This is a genomic window from Nostoc sp. (assembly GCF_035638895.1).
GTDB lineage: Bacteria > Cyanobacteriota > Cyanobacteriia > Cyanobacteriales > Nostocaceae > Nostoc.
This window is the reverse complement of record NZ_DASQZC010000362.1, coordinates 1-16,699: the sequence shown is the minus strand read 5'-3', so window position 1 is coordinate 16,699 and position 16,699 is coordinate 1. Positions and strand designations below refer to the sequence as shown.

20 protein-coding genes and 1 tRNA gene are annotated in these 16,699 nt (G+C 42.2%); 12 read left to right on the top strand and 9 right to left on the bottom strand.

The annotated features are described in order from the left end of the window. Positions 1 to 36: 36 nt before the first annotated feature. A complete protein-coding gene (locus VE944_RS17625) occupies positions 37 to 906 on the bottom strand; it encodes a CPBP family intramembrane glutamic endopeptidase (protein ID WP_324979459.1) in 870 nt (289 codons plus the stop codon). A gap of 279 nt (positions 907 to 1,185) precedes the next feature. Then, positions 1,186 to 1,623 (bottom strand): AbrB family transcriptional regulator, encoded by a 438-nt coding sequence (locus VE944_RS17620; protein WP_109007297.1) that lies wholly within the window; start codon positions 1,621 to 1,623, stop codon positions 1,186 to 1,188. 1,404 nt (positions 1,624 to 3,027) lie between these two features. Between VE944_RS17620 and VE944_RS17615 the strand changes: the two genes are divergently transcribed. Continuing rightward, positions 3,028 to 4,080: a succinate dehydrogenase/fumarate reductase iron-sulfur subunit gene (locus VE944_RS17615; protein ID WP_414690138.1), complete on the top strand. Its 1,053-nt coding sequence runs from the start codon at positions 3,028 to 3,030 to the stop codon at positions 4,078 to 4,080. Positions 4,081 to 4,145: 65 nt separating this feature from the next. Here the strand turns inward: VE944_RS17615 and VE944_RS17610 are convergent, their stop codons facing one another. Next, entirely contained in the window at positions 4,146 to 4,670 is a 525-nt protein-coding gene (locus VE944_RS17610; protein ID WP_324979496.1) for a TolB family protein, read from the bottom strand. A 70-nt stretch (positions 4,671 to 4,740) separates the two neighbouring features. Further along, entirely contained in the window at positions 4,741 to 4,914 is a 174-nt protein-coding gene (locus VE944_RS17605) for a hypothetical protein (RefSeq protein WP_324979454.1), read from the bottom strand. A gap of 146 nt (positions 4,915 to 5,060) precedes the next feature. Here VE944_RS17605 and VE944_RS34160 point away from each other — a divergent pair, with 146 nt between their 5' ends. Next, positions 5,061 to 5,225, top strand: coding sequence for a DUF6888 family protein (locus VE944_RS34160; protein WP_414690139.1), 165 nt, complete (start codon positions 5,061 to 5,063; stop codon positions 5,223 to 5,225). Next, positions 5,222 to 5,401, top strand: a complete 180-nt coding sequence (locus VE944_RS17600) for a DUF6887 family protein (RefSeq protein ID WP_324979450.1) — start codon at positions 5,222 to 5,224, stop codon at positions 5,399 to 5,401. Before VE944_RS34160 ends, VE944_RS17600 begins: the two co-directional genes overlap by 4 nt. Before the next feature lie 165 nt (positions 5,402 to 5,566). Here the strand turns inward: VE944_RS17600 and VE944_RS17595 are convergent, their stop codons facing one another. The 3 genes from VE944_RS17595 to psbX form a co-directional block, all read right to left on the bottom strand. Beyond that, positions 5,567 to 6,127: a TolB family protein gene (locus VE944_RS17595; protein WP_324979447.1), complete on the bottom strand. Its 561-nt coding sequence runs from the start codon at positions 6,125 to 6,127 to the stop codon at positions 5,567 to 5,569. Between the two features lie 47 nt (positions 6,128 to 6,174). Continuing rightward, the gene (locus VE944_RS17590; protein ID WP_324979444.1) at positions 6,175 to 7,095 is read right to left on the bottom strand and encodes a Ycf66 family protein; all 921 of its coding nucleotides are present in this window, start codon (positions 7,093 to 7,095) and stop codon (positions 6,175 to 6,177) included. 245 nt (positions 7,096 to 7,340) lie between these two features. After that, a complete protein-coding gene (gene psbX / locus VE944_RS17585) occupies positions 7,341 to 7,460 on the bottom strand; it encodes a photosystem II reaction center X protein (RefSeq protein ID WP_012412183.1) in 120 nt (39 codons plus the stop codon). 257 nt (positions 7,461 to 7,717) lie between these two features. Here psbX and VE944_RS17580 point away from each other — a divergent pair, with 257 nt between their 5' ends. Then, complete coding sequence (locus VE944_RS17580) at positions 7,718 to 8,011, top strand: YggT family protein (RefSeq protein WP_324979437.1); 294 nt, start codon at positions 7,718 to 7,720, stop codon at positions 8,009 to 8,011. A 102-nt stretch (positions 8,012 to 8,113) separates the two neighbouring features. Here the strand turns inward: VE944_RS17580 and accC are convergent, their stop codons facing one another. Next, positions 8,114 to 9,457 (bottom strand): acetyl-CoA carboxylase biotin carboxylase subunit, encoded by a 1,344-nt coding sequence (gene accC / locus VE944_RS17575; RefSeq protein ID WP_324979434.1) that lies wholly within the window; start codon positions 9,455 to 9,457, stop codon positions 8,114 to 8,116. A gap of 447 nt (positions 9,458 to 9,904) precedes the next feature. On the opposite strand from accC, the gene VE944_RS17570 reads away from it, so the two are divergent. Continuing rightward, positions 9,905 to 9,985, top strand: a tRNA-Leu gene (locus tag VE944_RS17570). A gap of 127 nt (positions 9,986 to 10,112) precedes the next feature. Then, complete coding sequence (locus tag VE944_RS17565; RefSeq protein ID WP_324979430.1) at positions 10,113 to 10,736, top strand: chorismate lyase; 624 nt, start codon at positions 10,113 to 10,115, stop codon at positions 10,734 to 10,736. A 48-nt stretch (positions 10,737 to 10,784) separates the two neighbouring features. On the opposite strand, the gene VE944_RS17560 is transcribed toward VE944_RS17565, so the two are convergent. Then, entirely contained in the window at positions 10,785 to 10,955 is a 171-nt protein-coding gene (locus VE944_RS17560) for a hypothetical protein (protein ID WP_324979426.1), read from the bottom strand. An 8-nt stretch (positions 10,956 to 10,963) separates the two neighbouring features. Here VE944_RS17560 and VE944_RS17555 point away from each other — a divergent pair, with 8 nt between their 5' ends. The 6 genes from VE944_RS17555 (at position 10,964) to VE944_RS17530 (ending at position 16,307) form a co-directional block, all read left to right on the top strand. Next, the gene (locus VE944_RS17555) at positions 10,964 to 11,539 is read left to right on the top strand and encodes a Uma2 family endonuclease (RefSeq protein ID WP_324979424.1); all 576 of its coding nucleotides are present in this window, start codon (positions 10,964 to 10,966) and stop codon (positions 11,537 to 11,539) included. A gap of 31 nt (positions 11,540 to 11,570) precedes the next feature. Then, positions 11,571 to 12,134 carry a Uma2 family endonuclease gene (locus tag VE944_RS17550; protein ID WP_324979422.1) on the top strand — a complete coding sequence of 188 codons (564 nt, stop codon included), beginning with the start codon at positions 11,571 to 11,573 and terminating at the stop codon, positions 12,132 to 12,134. 65 nt (positions 12,135 to 12,199) lie between these two features. Continuing rightward, complete coding sequence (locus VE944_RS17545; protein ID WP_324979419.1) at positions 12,200 to 12,361, top strand: hypothetical protein; 162 nt, start codon at positions 12,200 to 12,202, stop codon at positions 12,359 to 12,361. Positions 12,362 to 12,585: 224 nt separating this feature from the next. Further along, complete coding sequence (locus VE944_RS17540; RefSeq protein ID WP_324979416.1) at positions 12,586 to 14,352, top strand: DUF3352 domain-containing protein; 1,767 nt, start codon at positions 12,586 to 12,588, stop codon at positions 14,350 to 14,352. Between the two features lie 316 nt (positions 14,353 to 14,668). Continuing rightward, on the top strand, positions 14,669 to 15,772 hold the full coding sequence (ccsB, locus tag VE944_RS17535) for a c-type cytochrome biogenesis protein CcsB (protein WP_324979414.1): 1,104 nt from the start codon (positions 14,669 to 14,671) through the stop codon (positions 15,770 to 15,772). A 226-nt stretch (positions 15,773 to 15,998) separates the two neighbouring features. Then, complete coding sequence (locus tag VE944_RS17530) at positions 15,999 to 16,307, top strand: KGK domain-containing protein (RefSeq protein WP_229552118.1); 309 nt, start codon at positions 15,999 to 16,001, stop codon at positions 16,305 to 16,307. Positions 16,308 to 16,699 lie beyond the last annotated feature (392 nt).

The following is a 16,699-nucleotide window of genomic DNA, read 5'->3' as shown; positions in this document are numbered from 1 at the left end:
AGGCTCGCCTCTCAAATATTGCAGCCTAAAGCGAAGTTAAAAATACCTAGAGAAAAGCCAGATAATCACTCCAGTTCCCAATACACAAAGAATTCCTGCCAAGCCAGCGAGGGGTTTTTTATTCTTACCTGTGAACCAGTCAGAGACTTTATCTGTATAAGTAATTAGTTCTGCTGTATCTATGGTAGCGATCGCCCATATCCATCCCGCGTGCAGCCCCCAAGCTAAACCCAAATTGTTGCTAGAGGCAAAGCGTGCTAACACCAGCACCATTCCCATCAGCCACAATCCAGGGAGTTGCGGTGCGGTTTCGCGTTGCTCCCAAACCAAATGTAGCAAGGCAAATATCAAGCTAGAAATTACTGCTGCTACCCAAACTGGATAATCTTGCGCTAATTCAGTAAACAGGAAACCGCGAAAAACTAACTCTTCTATCCCACCGACTAATAACGCTATCAAGAAAATCGGTAGCAATATGGGTAGCGCTAACTTGAAATTCGTCTTTTCAAAAGAACACCACCCTAACCCAAATTGCCCACTAAATACAATAGCTAGGCTCACCACTCCCAAAGCAAAACCTAGTGCTAAAGAACCAATAGTTGAAAGATTCCCAACAAAGCCATAATCCGAAAAAGATTTATTGGTAAGCCAACTAACTCCCCACAGAATTGGGGGAGCTAATAGATAGAGTGACACCAATAACGGCATCTTTTGCTCTGGCTGTAAAGGTTTAGGGGGTTGCCAATTGAGCAATATTGCTGATACTGTTGCCACTGGCAACCAGCAAACTATCCAAAAAATAAAAAATGCCATCACTACAACTAGTGCTGGTGCATTTCCCATAAACGCCAATAAAGCGTTGACAGAAGACTCAAAGTAAGTTACTAAACTAAACAAAAAAAACACGATAGACTTCTTGCACTATAGATTTCTTGCTGATTAATCAAGACTCTACTAGAATTGGTGACTTCTGCAAGGGGTCTAATCGTATTTTTTACTTATGACAAAATTTTCTAAATAGAGCTACTAGTGCCGCAAGGCGGAAGTCAAAAGTCAAAAAGCTTTAATTTTGAGCTTTATGGCTGTAATGAAATAGTACGTTTATTTCCGCCGACCTGCACTAGTTTTCTGTCGGGGTAAGGACAAGTTATCATCACCTGAAACTTATCCCTACCATCACCAAATTTACTCTTCGTCTTCCAAATCTTCGTCCGATTCGTCGGAGTCTATATCTTCTGAGGTTAGTTTTTTGTCACTTTCACCCAGTTGAATCAGGTGAATATGTTTGTATCCCAACCTAATTTCAAACTCATCTCCAGCCTTTAAGCCCATTGCTTTGGTATATGTGGCACCAATCACAATCTGACCATTTTGATGGACACTAACCCGATATGTCGGTTCACGACCACGACCATCTTTAGGTGCTTCTGGACTTAGAGGAATCCCTCTAGCCGATAGCAAAGCGTCATAAAAATCAGTGAGATTGACACGAACCTGGTTATTTTTAGTAACAGTGTAATAGCCGCACTGTTTAGCTCTTTCTCGGCGTGGTAAAGTGGAAAGTTCTTTTACTTTAGCAAGTAGTGCTTTTCCGGTTAATGGCGCGGTTGCAGTTTCAGTCATTATGCTCAAATTTTCCTTACTCTCTCCAAACTGAAAAACGATGTAGTCAAATGCTGGCATTTAGCTTTTTAGCATTTGCATAGAGCTACTTAGGACTCTATTGTAACGGGTCAATTTCTGCCGATAGGAGCCAAAAGTACTTCTATATATGGTTGTCCACAACCAGTTAGAGGTCATAGTTGCCATAGAAATTAATTTTGCTAATTTCACGGCACTTTTAACCATTATTCGCCATCAGAAATGAAATTATTTTCTCTTTTGGCGCTACTGTAGCGGTGTGACTTTCAGCCACCTTTACAAATTGGGTTAATTCTACTCCAAATAAGTTGTAGATCCCAAAAAATGCAGGTTTTCCACTTCTAGTGCTTATCCCTCTGGTCAATGAGAAGGTAGAGTTTTTTCTACTTATTCTCTCAAGCTTAGGACAGCATAGTATTTCAATAGAGTCCTACGGGCTTATGCCCTTTTGTCCTGCCAGTAGAGACATGAATTTTCTTGTCTCTACATTACGATTTAACAAAGCAGTAGTAGCCGCGCTGATACGGCTATTGATTCTGTTTTGTGTCTTCGTAAGTTTATATTAAATACTAGCATGGACTAATAATAGCAAAATAGTTGTTTAATTTTGAATTAAAGTTGCTGGTAAATTTTTATTTAAATTCCTGGACTGAAAGCTTGGAAAAAGCACTGAGGAAAATCCTCACCCTTTATTGCAAGCGTGAGTATTGCTCTATGCCTTTTATAAAAATTTATCTAATTTAGACGAGCAGTTTTGACCAATGTGTTAAATTCAAGATTTTCTTGATTGAGAGGAAGTAAAAATTTAAAAGTCTCGCGCATCCGGGATTCCCGGTACAATAACTTTTATTTTAAACTGGTAAGGATTTTTCCTCGGTTTATTATCTTTTGCTCAAAAGCAGTCAGAAAATTTTGTACGTCTGTCTAGGGGAAGAATAAATCTCTTAACATCTGCCTATCGCTTGATTGCCACTACTATATATTGAACATAGCCTTTTACACTTCTATATAATCAAAAAATTCCGTCAAGCGTGGCTTCTGCTGAATTTTCTAGTTAGTTGCTCTAACTCAAGTTGGCATCAAGAGGTGTCGCTAACCTGACATGCATTTAATTGGGATATGATCGCTAAGTCAGAGATGAAGGTAAATTGCTCTTTCGTTTACATTCCTAAGCAGGTAAATTCAAGGCAAAGGTATGATTACATTTTTGGCGTTTTATCTGAGAATTTGACACAAATCTTGCCTATAGCGCTGCTACAAGTAAACTTTGAATAGTTATCGTTAAACTAGAATCAGTCGCTCTTTCATGGTCAGCCTATTAACACTAGGCTTTGAATAAAGATCAAAAAAGTATAGCTCACTTTTCAGAACTACCTGCCTTTACTCATGATTGTTGAGGCTGGTGAAGCAATTTTAAAATATTGGTTAGTGGTCATGGAAGTTATTTTTAAGGTCATTCGACAGCAACAGAATTCCTCCCCAGTGGTGCAAACCTACCTCCTAGAGGCAGAACCAGGTAATACAATCCTGGATTGCCTCAATCATATTAAGTGGGAGCAAGATGGAACTTTGGCGTTTCGCAAAAATTGCCGTAATACAATTTGTGGTAGCTGTGCTATGCGAATTAATGGGCGTTCGGCTTTAGCTTGTAAGGAAAATGTTGGCAGTGAACTTGCCAGATTACAACAAATAGCATCATCCCAAACTAAAGTAAATCCCATTCCCGAAATCACGATCGCTCCTCTAGGGAATATGCCCGTGATTAAAGATTTGGTTGTAGATATGAGCAGCTTCTGGAATAATCTAGAAGCAGTTGCTCCTTATGTGAGTACGGCAGCACGACAAGTACCAGAAAGAGAGTTTTTGCAAACACCACAAGAGCGATCGCGCCTCGATCAAACTGGTAACTGTATTATGTGTGGTGCTTGTTACTCTGAATGCAACGCCCGTGAAGTTGATCCAAAATTTGTTGGTCCCCATGCCCTGGCTAAAGCTTACCGGATGGTAGCAGATTCCCGCGATAGCGACACCGAAAATCGTTTAGCAAGCTACAACGAAGGTACTAAAGGCGTATGGGGTTGCACCCGTTGTTTGTATTGTGATTCAGTTTGTCCAATGGAAGTTGCACCATTAGAACAAATCACCAAAATTAAACAAGAAATTCTCACCCACAAACAAGCCAGTGATAGTCGCTCTATTCGTCACCGAAAAGTATTGGTAGATTTAGTTAAAGAAGGTGGTTGGATTGATGAACGTCAATTTGGTTTACAAGTTGTTGGTAACTACTTTAAAGATTTAAGAGGATTACTCAGTCTTGCACCCCTCGGTTTGCGGATGATCATTCGGGGTAAGTTTCCCTTATCCTTTGAACCATCTGAAGGCACGGAACAAGTGCGATCGCTCATTGAATCTGTGCAACAAGTAGAAAACAAAAGTTAGCAGTTATGAGTTAGGAGTTAGGAATTTTAACTCATAACTCCTCACTCCTAACTCCTAACTTTAGTTCAACGTGGTTCTTGAGGTATATTCAACGGTTGCCCATAACGGTCATATACTAAAACATCCCACTGACCGTTGTTACTGGATTCAAAAGCAATCCTACTACCATCAGCGCTAATTGTAGGGTTGCGGACTTCAGATTGTAGGTTATTAGTCAAATTTCGTGATTGGCGTGTTTCTCTGTCGTAGAGAAAAATAGCCGATCGCCCCTGACGGCTAGCACCAAAGACTACATAACGGCCATCTTGTGAAACGCTAGGATGAGTTGCGATCGCATCAAGGGAGTTTAAACCCGGCAAATCAACCAAATCACGAGTCACTGTATCAAACATGTAAACATCTTGGCTACCGCGTCGGTCAGTAATAAAAACAATGTATCTCCCAGAAATTTGGGGGTTTAATTCCGACGCTAAACTATTCAGACTCCGCCCCCCCGGATCAAAGGGATAACTCAAAAGGCGAGGGTAGCCAAAACACCCAGTCAATAAACTTAAGGATAAAAATACAGGTATAAAAAAAACACGTTTCATATAATTAGTCATTAGTCATTAGTCAATAGTCTCACAACTCCTAACTCCTAAGGGGTCTGACAATACTTTTTTAGGTGTAAATATCTTGAGTTAGCAGGGTACTGCATTCGCGGATTCTACAGGCGCTAAATAGGCATACGGTAAACAAAGTGCGATTGCGGTCATTGTCTAAGCCATCACTGAAGATTAGCTGTATCTCTTGCTGAGTAAGAACCTTGGCGTGTTCATGCCGATTTATTTTCATTGGCAGACTGTAGACCCTGTGATCCACAGCCTATAATGTTTTGACACATGATTTGCATAACTGTTTGACCTTTAGGTGAAACTAGAAGTGGTAGTACAAAAAATAAAAATTCTAAGGAGGTTTGATTCAAACCACTAAATCCTACAATAGAACAACTAGAAACCTTCTACCGCGTATGTGTACGAGCAAGCAATCTATTAAGAACAATTGAATTAACTCGCTACGATACACGCTCTCAAAGAATCGTAATGTTAATAGGCGAAACAATTCAAGTAGAAATTTTAAGTAACGGCGAGGAATTAATTCAATGAGTAACTATCAACAATTAAGCGAAGCCGAACTGAGAACTTATGTAAGAACACATCCTGATGATGAGGAGGCTTTTCAACATTATTTAACAATTATGAGGGCAAAACCTAACCGGGTTGTAGTTAGTACAGAGGAACAAGCCCTAATTGAATTTAGGAAGAGAATACAAGCAGAGTGAACACCCTAACCCGCCCTAACCCCATCACACCCATTCAATCGCCCTATTCATACACCCCAATTCTCACCCCGTAGCGCGTCTCTAGCTGTGGGGTTTTGTATTTGGTGGTTGAGTGCGATCGCTGTTTGTTTGGATGCGTCTCTCCAAACTCTTAACTCCTAACTCCTACGGAGGTGAACCTACGGTTGCACCATTAGGAATATCTAACTCAATATTTGGCCCTCGGTCTAGGACTTCAATATCCCACTGACCACGGCTGGCGGTTTCAAAGACAACATAACGTCCATCTGGGCTGATATTTGGTTTTCTGACCCAGCCGCGATAGGTTGGTGTGACGATTTGCGACTGTTGTGTAGCGCGATCGTAAAGCGCCACTACTGGTCTACCTTGGTCACTAGTAAGATAAGCAATATAACGCCCGGTATAGCTCAAGCTAGGACTTTCAGCAATTGTCTCCGCTCGGTTTATCCCCGGTGTGCCAATAAACAGTTGCCTCTCCAAATCGAAAACCAGTAGCTGCTGATTACCATTCCGATTAGATACAAACGCTAAAAAGCGCCCATTTCCACTCAAAGCAGGTTGCTCCTCAGTGTAGCGACTGTTGAGGGAAGTAGGCCCTATAGAAATATCGTTATAACCACAAGATGCAAGCAAACTGCTTAAACCAAAAACCAGGCTCCAATGAATTGGTCTTTGGAGCCAAAATGTAGGCGTAAATTTTTCCACCTCAACTGTTTTCCGTCGCCTTTAAACCTACTTATATGCAAACTGTTTTAAACATCGTCATCAAAATCGGTTGAATTATCTCGCCCCTCATTTGGCATTTCAACCGGGTTATATGGTACATAATCAGTTGGGATCGCCTCATCATCTTCGCGCGGTCTTCTAGAAGTTGAGTCCGTTGGTGGACGACGCCTTCTTGGTCTGGGAGCAACATCATCTTCCCGGCTTTCTGGACGCCCAGATCCGTTATTATTACGCCGAGAAGGTTTTCTGGCTTCTCCTCCCGAACTTTCCCAATCATCAACTTGCCTAGATGAAGAACCCCAATTTTCTTCTTCAGAGCTTTCAGAAGGGCGATTCACAGGACGCCCAGAAGTCCGCCGCCGCGTTCTATCAGCTGGGGCCTGTCTTTCACTACTGCTGCTGTTGCGGCGTTCTGAACGACGGGGGGGTTGCTCCTCGTAGTAGTCATCACGAGTCGAAATCTCATCCCTGCTACCGCGAATCCGGGCACGCACGGGGCGGTCTTCCTCGTCTTCATAAGGCAGTGGATCTAAGTCTGCCTCCATCTCAGCCCCATACTTCTTGCGGTTGCGGTTCATTGAATAATTTCCGCTTACCTCTCGCTCATCGTCCACAATCGGAGTGTTGCGCTTTGCTTGCTGGGTCGCTATACTCCGCAGACGAATACTTTCAACTGCAAAAAACACAGTTGTGCCAACTAATAGCAGTTGACCAAATTGTAGAATCGGGTCTAAGCGCCATCCTTGAAACACGAGAATGAAGCCGCAGAGCAAACCGACTGCCGCAAAAAAGATATCTTGATCCCGTGACAATTCTGGACGCACAGTGCGGAGAAAATACAGTGCTGCCCCAGCCACAGCCAGGAAAATTCCTAGAATACTGGCTGAGTTTGCCCCAAAATTTACCTGAGCCAGAAAACTGGCTGAGTTCAGCCCAAAATTTATCATTGCTGTTTTCCCAATATCAAATCTATGTTAGCGAGTCACAATTAAAATCACTACTGTAATTAGTCACGATATATTGAAGCTTCAAAGCCTCTGGCAAAGAAGCTCTGAAGCTGTTCACCAAAAAATAAAAAAACCTATGTCTGTTAGCCACAACTGCTTCTAGCGGCAAACACTGCTGCTTTTAGTGCAATTATAAATAGCTAACAGACAATCGGTTGTGAGAGTCAAACTGACTCTCATAAGCATTATGAGCGCTGAATTTTATCTTTTTGGCTAATGAAAATTAGACCAACTGTAACGGGTATCACAACAATTGCAGTACCCCATAACAGACTCCAAAGAAAATTTGCTAAAGAAGGCGTCATACTTCTAAACCTTTTTTTACACACTTCATCCTAATTTTAATAGTGTATTACTTTCTTGAGAAGCCTCTAACTCTCAACTGTCAAACTTGGTAACTGCTGTGAGCGAGTTTGCTTTTCTATTCCAGAAGGAAGTGGCAGCATTTGGTTAAAATGATGATGAGAGTGCTTTACAAAGCTTCAAATTTTGTGGCGTTAGCGAAGCGCGGCTTGCCGTTGCCTAAATTTTTTTTCTTTACGATAGATAGTACCTTAAACCGATGACTGGTGTTGACCTGACTGCTTGGATTCTTGGCCCTATATTAGGGCTGATGACATTTTTATTTATATTTCGGATCATTCTCACTTGGTATCCGCAAGTGAATCTGAATCGTTTGCCCTTTAATTTAATAGCTTGGCCCACCGAACCATTTTTAGTGCCATTGCGAAAACTGGTACAACCTATAGGCGGAGTGGACATTACACCTATTATTTGGGTTGGTATCTTCAGTCTGGTGCGAGAAATATTACTAGGTCAACAAGGATTGCTGACTATGCTATCTCGTGTGAATTAAGGATTGGCATTGGGAATGGGGCATTGGGCATTAGGCATGGGGCATTGGTTACACTCCATCTCCCTCATCTCCCCCTACTCCCTACTCCCCACTCCCCACTCCCTAGCCGTTCATTTCCTGCACAAAACTTGTATAGACATTACCCTGCAAAAATTGTGGAGTTTCCATAATTCTTTGATGAAACCCAATTGTGGTAGGTAAGCCAGTGATAGCACATTCTCGGAGTGCGCGTTTCATGCGGTTAATAGCAGTGGGCCGGTCTGGGGCCCAAACAATTAACTTGCCGATTAAGGAATCGTAGTAAGGCGGGATTTGGTAATCTGTGTAAACGTGGGAATCAATGCGAACACCAGGGCCTCCAGGGGGAAGATAGCCACTAATCCGTCCAGGAGAAGGGCGAAAGTCATGATCTGGGTCTTCAGCGTTGATCCGGCACTCAATAGAATGACCCCGCAAGACTACTTGCTCTTGGGTAAGCTTAAGTCTTTCCCCTTGAGCAATCCGGATTTGTTCGGCAACCAAATCTATTCCAGTAATCATCTCTGTTACAGGATGTTCTACTTGAATCCGGGTGTTCATTTCCATAAAGTAGAATTTACCCGATCTATCCAAGAGAAACTCGATAGTACCCGCCCCACTGTAATTAATAAATTGGGCAGCTTTGACAGCCGCTTGTCCCATTTTCTCACGCAGGTCTTGGTCAAGAGCCGGGCTTGGTGCTTCTTCTAGTAGCTTTTGATTCCGGCGCTGAATTGAGCAATCCCGTTCGCCCAAGTGGATGACATTACCGTAGTTATCCGCCAAAATTTGAAATTCGATGTGGCGGGGACGTTCAATAAATTTTTCTATATAAACGCCAGAATTACCAAAAGCTGCTCCTGCTTCCCCTTGGGCTGCTAAGAAAAGTTTGACAAATTCATCTTCAGAACGAACTAGGCGCATACCCCGTCCGCCACCACCGGCTGTGGCTTTGATCATCACTGGATAGCCGATATCCTTGGCGAATCTTAATCCTTCTTCCTCGGATTCTACTAACCCCTCACTACCTGGTACTGTAGGAACTCCAGCTTTTTGCATGGTTTCTTTGGCAGTGGATTTATCCCCCATCAGCTTTATAGCTTCTGGAGTTGGGCCGATAAAAGCAATATGATGGTCGGCACAGATTTCTGCAAACCGGGCATTTTCTGCCAAAAAGCCATAGCCTGGATGAATCGCAGTCGCATTGCGTGTCAGTGCGGCAGCAATAATATTGGGAATATTCAAATAACTTTTACTGCTAGCAGGTTCGCCAATGCAAACCGCTTCATCAGCAAGCTGGACGTGGAGAGCATTGCGGTCAACGGTGGAATGAACCGCAACTGTCGCAATTCCCATTTCTTCACAGGCGCGGAGAATGCGAAGGGCGATTTCTCCCCGATTGGCAATTAATATTTTGTCAAACTTCATTTTTTAGTTTCGATATCATTACCAGTAGATTGACATTTTCTCTGATCCAACTTGAAACGACGCTTTCGCATTATTTCAAATTATCGCAGGAGATTCGCCACCCTGATTACTAAGCAAACTCGCATATTGCAGGCTTGCTGCCTCTACGAGTCTTACTAGACTAACAACATTGCTGCTGTAAGTCTTAGTTAGCTAGCTTACTAAACTGGGTTTTGGCGTAGGCGTAGCCCGTCGTAGACATCGCCTACAACGGGTCGGTACGCGATGATCGATCGCACCACACCTCTCACAGTCGCTCTACCCTTTTTAATATCACTTGTGCAGATGCTAGATTTCTGTCAGTCTGATACAGCCTTGAGGAAATTTATATTTTTGAGAAATATAACTTTAGATTTCACCTTACTATAATTATTTTCTTATGCTATAGTCTATCTTTAGACAACTCGTGCGGATGTGGCGGAATTGGTATACGCGCACGCTTGAGGTGCGTGTGGCTTTGCCTTGCGAGTTCGAGTCTCGCCATCCGCATATTTTGTTGATTAGTCAAGGGTCAATAGTCGAGGGTCAATAGACCTTAGACCGTTGACCCTTAAATCTTGGTATACCTCTGGTTTTTTATGCTTTTATAGAGATACGTGAAGTTTTGTAAAAAGCATTGAGTATTACTTTTACAGCGACAAACAACTTAACACTGCCAGCAGCTTGGCATCGCCTCACTCCGATTTGGCACGGAGGGGAGGAAATAATTCAAAAAAGTTTACCTCATACTCAGCTAGCACCTGCTTGGCAGCTAATGCTTTTGGGTGACGGCTCTCCAACACGTCACCTAGAATTGCTTACAGGTGAGCCTGTAGAAGTAGATGTTATTGATATGTCATTGATTGGCATGGACTTAGATGGCGCTCCTGATTTAATCCAAGCTGTACCAGGGCCGCGATTACGGCGGCAAGTGTGGCTGCGTACCGCTTCTGGTCAGCGATTAGCCTATGCTACTTCGTGGTGGGAAGCTAGTCATGTAGATGAGTATTTGCAAAATCGTTCATTACCAATTTGGGCGAGTTTAGCTCGTCTCCGCACAGAGTTGTATCGGGATGTTCGAGGAATTTACTATGGTGACTCATCGGCGCTAGAGTCTGGTTTTGATGTAACTGGCCCTTTTTGGGGTCGCCATTACTTGTTTTGGCATCATGGACAGCCTCTAACCTTAATTTATGAAGTTTTTTCGCCTTATTTAACTAAATATTTGGGAGATATGCAATTAAATTCCAAATATCAGTAAGAAGGCATGATGTGGTGCGTAGGCGCAGCCCACCGCAGGCATCGCTTGCTACCGCGCAAAACCAAGTAGCTGAAATCGTACAATGAAATTATTAAAGAGACGTTGAATTATTGTTGCAGCGATCGCTTCTAATAGTAGTGCCGTTGAAATAATCAGTTTTCGGTGATGGTTTGCCGTTTTAGGCGATCGCATCCTCTCTAAAATAGAGTCATTTCCCAAGTTCAGCCATGATTCAACTCAAAACCCAACTCACCCTCGAAGAATTTCTCGCACTTCCCGAAGGAGATATTACCTACGAACTCATTGATGGAGAAGCTGTTCCCAAATTCAAAAACGATGAGATGGCACCAAAATTTTTTCATAGTTCTATAACAGGTGCGTTATTTATACTATTGTCTGCATGGGCGCAAGGAAAGGGGCGGGTTGTAATTGAATGGGCAATTAAGCTAACAAGAAATCAACAAGACTGGGTTCCTGTAGCAGATTTGACTTATGTTTCTTATAATCGTCTTTCTGCTGATTGGTTGCAAGATGAGGCTTGTCCTGTTGCACCCGAATTAGTCATTGAAATTATCTCCCCCGCTCAAACGTTCGGAGAAATGACAGAAAAAGCCACTGATTATCTAAAAGTTCAAGTTCAACGAGTTTGGATTATTGATTCTAGAGCAAAAACTATTACTATTTTTTTTCCTGATATTCTCCCTCAAACCAAACGCGGTACTGATAGTTTAGAAGATCCCTTATTTGAAGGGTTGCAAATTACACCTCAACAAATTTTCCAACAAGCAAGAATTTCCTACTGATGTTAGCAAGAAAAACACGAGGGAAGGTTTAATGAATACTGTTGTGCTAAATCTAGAACCGATTGCTCATTTAACCGATGAGCAATTTTATCAATTGTGTATTGCCAATCGAGATGTCAGCCTCGAAATGAATGCAGCCGGAGAATTAATAATTGTGCCACCAGTAGGAGGAGAAAGCGGAAATCAAGAAGCAGATTTAATTACAGACTTAAATAATTGGAATCGTCAAGTAAAATTAGGGAAAGTTTTTAGTTCTTCAACTATCTTTATACTTCCCAACGGTGCAAAACGCTCCCCTGATGCTGCTTGGGTAAAATTGGAGCGGTGGGAAGCTTTAACAGCAGAACAACGAAAAAAATTTCCGCCACTTGTACCCGACTTTTTGATTGAACTACGTTCGGAGACAGATCGCCTTGCACCAATTCAAGAGAAAATGCAGGAATACATTAAAAATGGTCTGCGCTTGGGTTGGCTGATTAATCCTCAAGATCGCCAAGTTGAAATTTACCGACTTTTGAAAGCTGTAGAAGTTGTACAAATGCCAGCGATTGTTTCTGGAGAAGATATATTACCTGGATTTGAGTTGCAAGTATAAGTAAATGATAACCCTGACGATATAGCTTTGCTTACCGCATTATCCCAAAAAATACTGCACTTTTGATGTGGCGCGATCGCATAGCCGACTACCGTAGGCGATCGCATATTGCAATCGAGCAAAACCAAGTAGCTGAACTTGAGTTGCAGCTTTGTCGAGTTAGTTATATTCTCAAATTGCTTGGAATAACAGATTTACTTGCGAAAACTTTCCGACAAAGGAATTAATCTCAGGGAAACGTCCTACGAAATTCAATAAACCGTGTTAAAAATGGTAACTGAGTCAAAAACACAGCTTTTGAAAGAGTAGGAAGGTTGATTACCGAAGTATCATCAACATCTAGGGTAGAAAAATTTAATATAATTAGCTGTTCTAAAGAATGGTTAAACCTGTTGGTGTACTTGACTAATCAAGCAAGTAATAAGTTTGCAAGTATAAGGTATAGGTTTCAATGGCACCGCCTCTTGTGTCTGTTCCGATGAATAAAAATAAGAAACCGTCTCTGGTGCTGACGCTCTCGGCTGCTGGGCTATTGATTGGTGGCGGGAGTGCAGCATACTGGTTGTTAAGCCAGAGACAACGATCTTCTAGCGATTTGCTAGTAGGTGCAAATATTATTCCTGGTGATGCCTTGTTTGCGGTTTCTCTGACAACAGATCCCCAGCAGTGGCAGAAATTGCGGGAGTTTGGCACAAAAGAAACCCAAGCAGAACTGGACAGAAATTTAGTTGAATTGCGCGATCGCTTTCTCACTAATAATGGTTACGACTTCCAGAAAGATATCGCTCCTTGGGTAGGCAATGACGTTACAATGGCAATTCTTGCCCCAGCAATAGCAAGTAAAGCTGCACCCAAACCAGTTACCACCAATGAAGATGCTGCCAACGATCAGCAGTCGATGGTAATGGTATTACCAGTGAAAAACCCAGAAATCGCCAAAAACATTTTGGCACAACCTAAAACCCTTAAACAAGGCAAATGGATTGACCGTATTTATCAAGGGATCGCCATTAAACAAAGTGAGGGAAAAGCAGGAGAAAACTTCTCAGCAGCATTACTAGATGGGCGTTTTTTGGTTATAACTGATAGCCCCAAAGCCACAGAACGAGCAATTGACGCATACAAAAATCAAACATCCCTAGCCACAACAGGGGGCTTTGCTGAGAACTTTCCGAAAATTGCCGACTACCAACGCTTTGGTCAGTTTTACGTCAATGTACCAACAGCAGCTAAAATAGCCGCAGCTTCTCCAAACCGCCCAATACCAGCTCAAGTTTTGGCTCAACTGCAAAATAACCAAGGTTTAGCGGGGACAATGACCTTAGAAGCAGAAGGAATCCGCTTCAAGGGCGTTTCTTGGTTAAACCCTAATAGTCAACGGGTGCTGGCGGTAGAAAACAAAGCTGGGCAAATGAAAAACCGCGTACCAGCAGAAACCTTAATGATGCTTTCGGGGGGAAACTTACAGAGGTTGTGGGGAGATTATGTTTTAACATCTCAAGGAAATCCCCTTTCACCGATCGCACCAGAACAACTTAAAGGTGGTATAAAATCTCTTACCACTCTCGATTTAGATAAGGATTTACTCAGTTGGATGAAAGGCGAGTTTTCCTTATCACTGATTCCTACTACTCCAAAACAAGGTTCCCCAGATGATTTTCGTGTGGGTTTACTGTTCATGGTACAGACAAGCAATCGCCAATCAGCTGAAGCATCCATAAAACAGCTCGATGAAGTGATGAGAAATCAATACCAGTTCCAAGTCCAACCGGGGAAAGTCGCAGGACAACCCGTTGTTAACTGGGTTTCACCCTATGGTACCTTAACTGCTACCCACGGCTGGTTAGATGGAAATGTCGCCTTTCTTCTAGTAGGCGCTCCCATCACTGATAAAATTCTTCCCAAACCCAACACCACACTAGCTAGCACGATCCCCTTCCAACAAACAGTTCCTACAGAACCAAATCCGACAAATGGTCAATTTTTTCTGGATGTCGAACGAACTGTGAAAAATTTTCCTTTACCAACTCTAATTCCCAATCAACAAGCTTTGCTTAATGCAACGCGCTCAATTGGGATGACATCCGCCGTCAGCGACAGTCGTAGTAACCTTTACGACATTTTTATAGCACTTAAAAAAGTTAGGAACACGACTCCTTTGCCTAGTCCAGAAAGTAATAAGAGCAGTTCTGCTATACCATCTACGACTTCTCCATAACAGCAATTGGAAAAGTTAGGAGTGAGGAGTTAGAGACGCGATTAATCGCGTCTGTACAGAAGTGAGGAGTTAGAAGTTAGTTGTACTAATTCTCAAAAATCTTGCCATACAATAATCTTCGCGTCTGCTGTGTCTTTACCTCAGAGCAATATCATCTGTAGTAACCTTAAAAGTAAATGGTATTAAAAATTATTAATTCATAACTCCTAACTCATAACTCCTAACTCCTAACTTCCCCTGTCCCATGACCCTCTAAGCATATAGGATCAGAACAGTCAGAATCCATATTTTAAATTATCCACGGAGAGAAGACTTTATGAATTTGGTTGTACTCCAGAACTGGCTGGACAATGCCTCCTTTGCCATTTTATTCCTAACAATGCTCGTGTATTGGGGAGGAGCAGCTTTTCCGAATCTGCCTTATCTAGCTGCCTTGGGGACAGCTGGGATGGCGATCGCTAATTTGTGCATGGCAACTCTACTAGGAGCAAGATGGATAGAAGCTGGTTACTTTCCCCTAAGTAATCTCTATGAGTCCCTGTTTTTCTTAACTTGGGGAATTACCACAGTCCATCTAATTGCTGAAAGTAGTAGCCGTAGCCGCTTAGTAGGAGTTGTTACAGCTCCTGTGGCAATGCTGATCGCTGCTTTTGCGACTATGACACTACCATCCCAGATGCAAGTGTCAGAACCCTTAGTACCTGCCTTAAAGTCAAATTGGCTAATGATGCATGTTAGCGTCATGATGTTGAGTTATTCTGCTTTGATGGTGGGTTCGTTATTAGCGATCGCTTTTTTAGTTGTGACTCGCGGTCAAAATATCCAACTACAAGGTAGTTCAGTCGGTAATGGTGGCTATCGCAGCAACGGCTACCGCTTACACAAAGCAGCTGAACTAATTCCTCAACCATCAGCCCCTTCTGCCGAAAATAACGGCTTTGCTCGTTTTGAAACTACTAGCAACGGCAACGGTAACGGTAACACCGCAGTTTTGGGTTTAGTTACAACAACCCCAATCCAAAATCCACAAGACGCTCGAGGACTCGCTAACGCTTCGCTATCCGAAATCCAAAATTCGGAACCTCTTTCACCCCAGCGCCTTAGCCTTGCTGAAACTCTTGACAACATCAGCTATCGCATCATCGGGCTAGGATTTCCCCTGCTGACAATTGGTATTATTGCCGGTGGCGTTTGGGCTAACGAAGCTTGGGGTTCTTACTGGAGTTGGGACCCCAAAGAAACTTGGGCATTAATCACCTGGTTAGTGTTCGCCGCCTATCTCCACGCCCGAATCACTCGCGGTTGGCAAGGGCGTAGTCCGGCAATTTTAGCCGCCACCGGCTTTGTTGTTGTTTGGGTTTGCTATCTCGGTGTGAATCTTTTGGGTAAAGGTTTACATTCTTACGGTTGGTTCTTTTAAGAACCGTTTAAATAAAACTACCCCACCCGCGCTACCGCGCAACCTCCCCGATGCTTTGGGGAGGGTTGGGGAGGAGGAGTAACGCGAGAATTATAGGCTAATTTAGCGGACATCAAATTATTACTAAATTTTTATTTGACTAGCACTAAATCTATAAAATCATCATTTTGTTTCGGATGAACTGTTATATCCCTGGAAAATATAGATTTATTGACAGGAGATTTTTATGGAAGATGGATTCGAGAGACTAAACCATGATGAAGTTGTGTCTATAGAACCAGACAGTTTTAATAAGTTAAATATTGCTAAAACTTTTAAAGTTCGTGATTTGATTACAGCAATTAAAGAATATATTGGAGCAGACGAGGCAGATGAAGTAAATTTGTATACCGAAGGATTAAATTGTGAAGTTTTGCAATTTAGTACTCAAGGATGGAAAAAAGGAAAAGTTAGACTTGCTTTAGAATTTTGTCCTGATGAATCTGAGTCGCCACTTGATGAAATTTTTCAAAGACTCAAACAAGTAGAAAACTAATATCCAATTACTAAAAGCTCCCCGACTTCTTAAAGAAGTCGGGGAGCTAATACTCTCTATATTTGTAAATAAAATAGGATGTGCTGAATTGCTATCAAAATTCATTAATAAAATAAAGATGCACTAATAACAGAAAAACGGTAAATCCATCATGGTAAATTACGATCCATCAGATTGTTTGCCCTCTTCAAGAGATTAGTTTAGGAATTGGCATAAGTAGCTAGGTGCAATTAAATATAAAACGTTCCACAGTGTATCCACCAGTTTGACTACGGGCTGTCATGCCCTCTATCACTGAGATTGCTCCCGTCATACTCATTGTCAAACATTTGACCTGCAATTTCATGAGTTTTTAATTGATGCCATTGTGTTTCAATCGGATTCATTTGTGA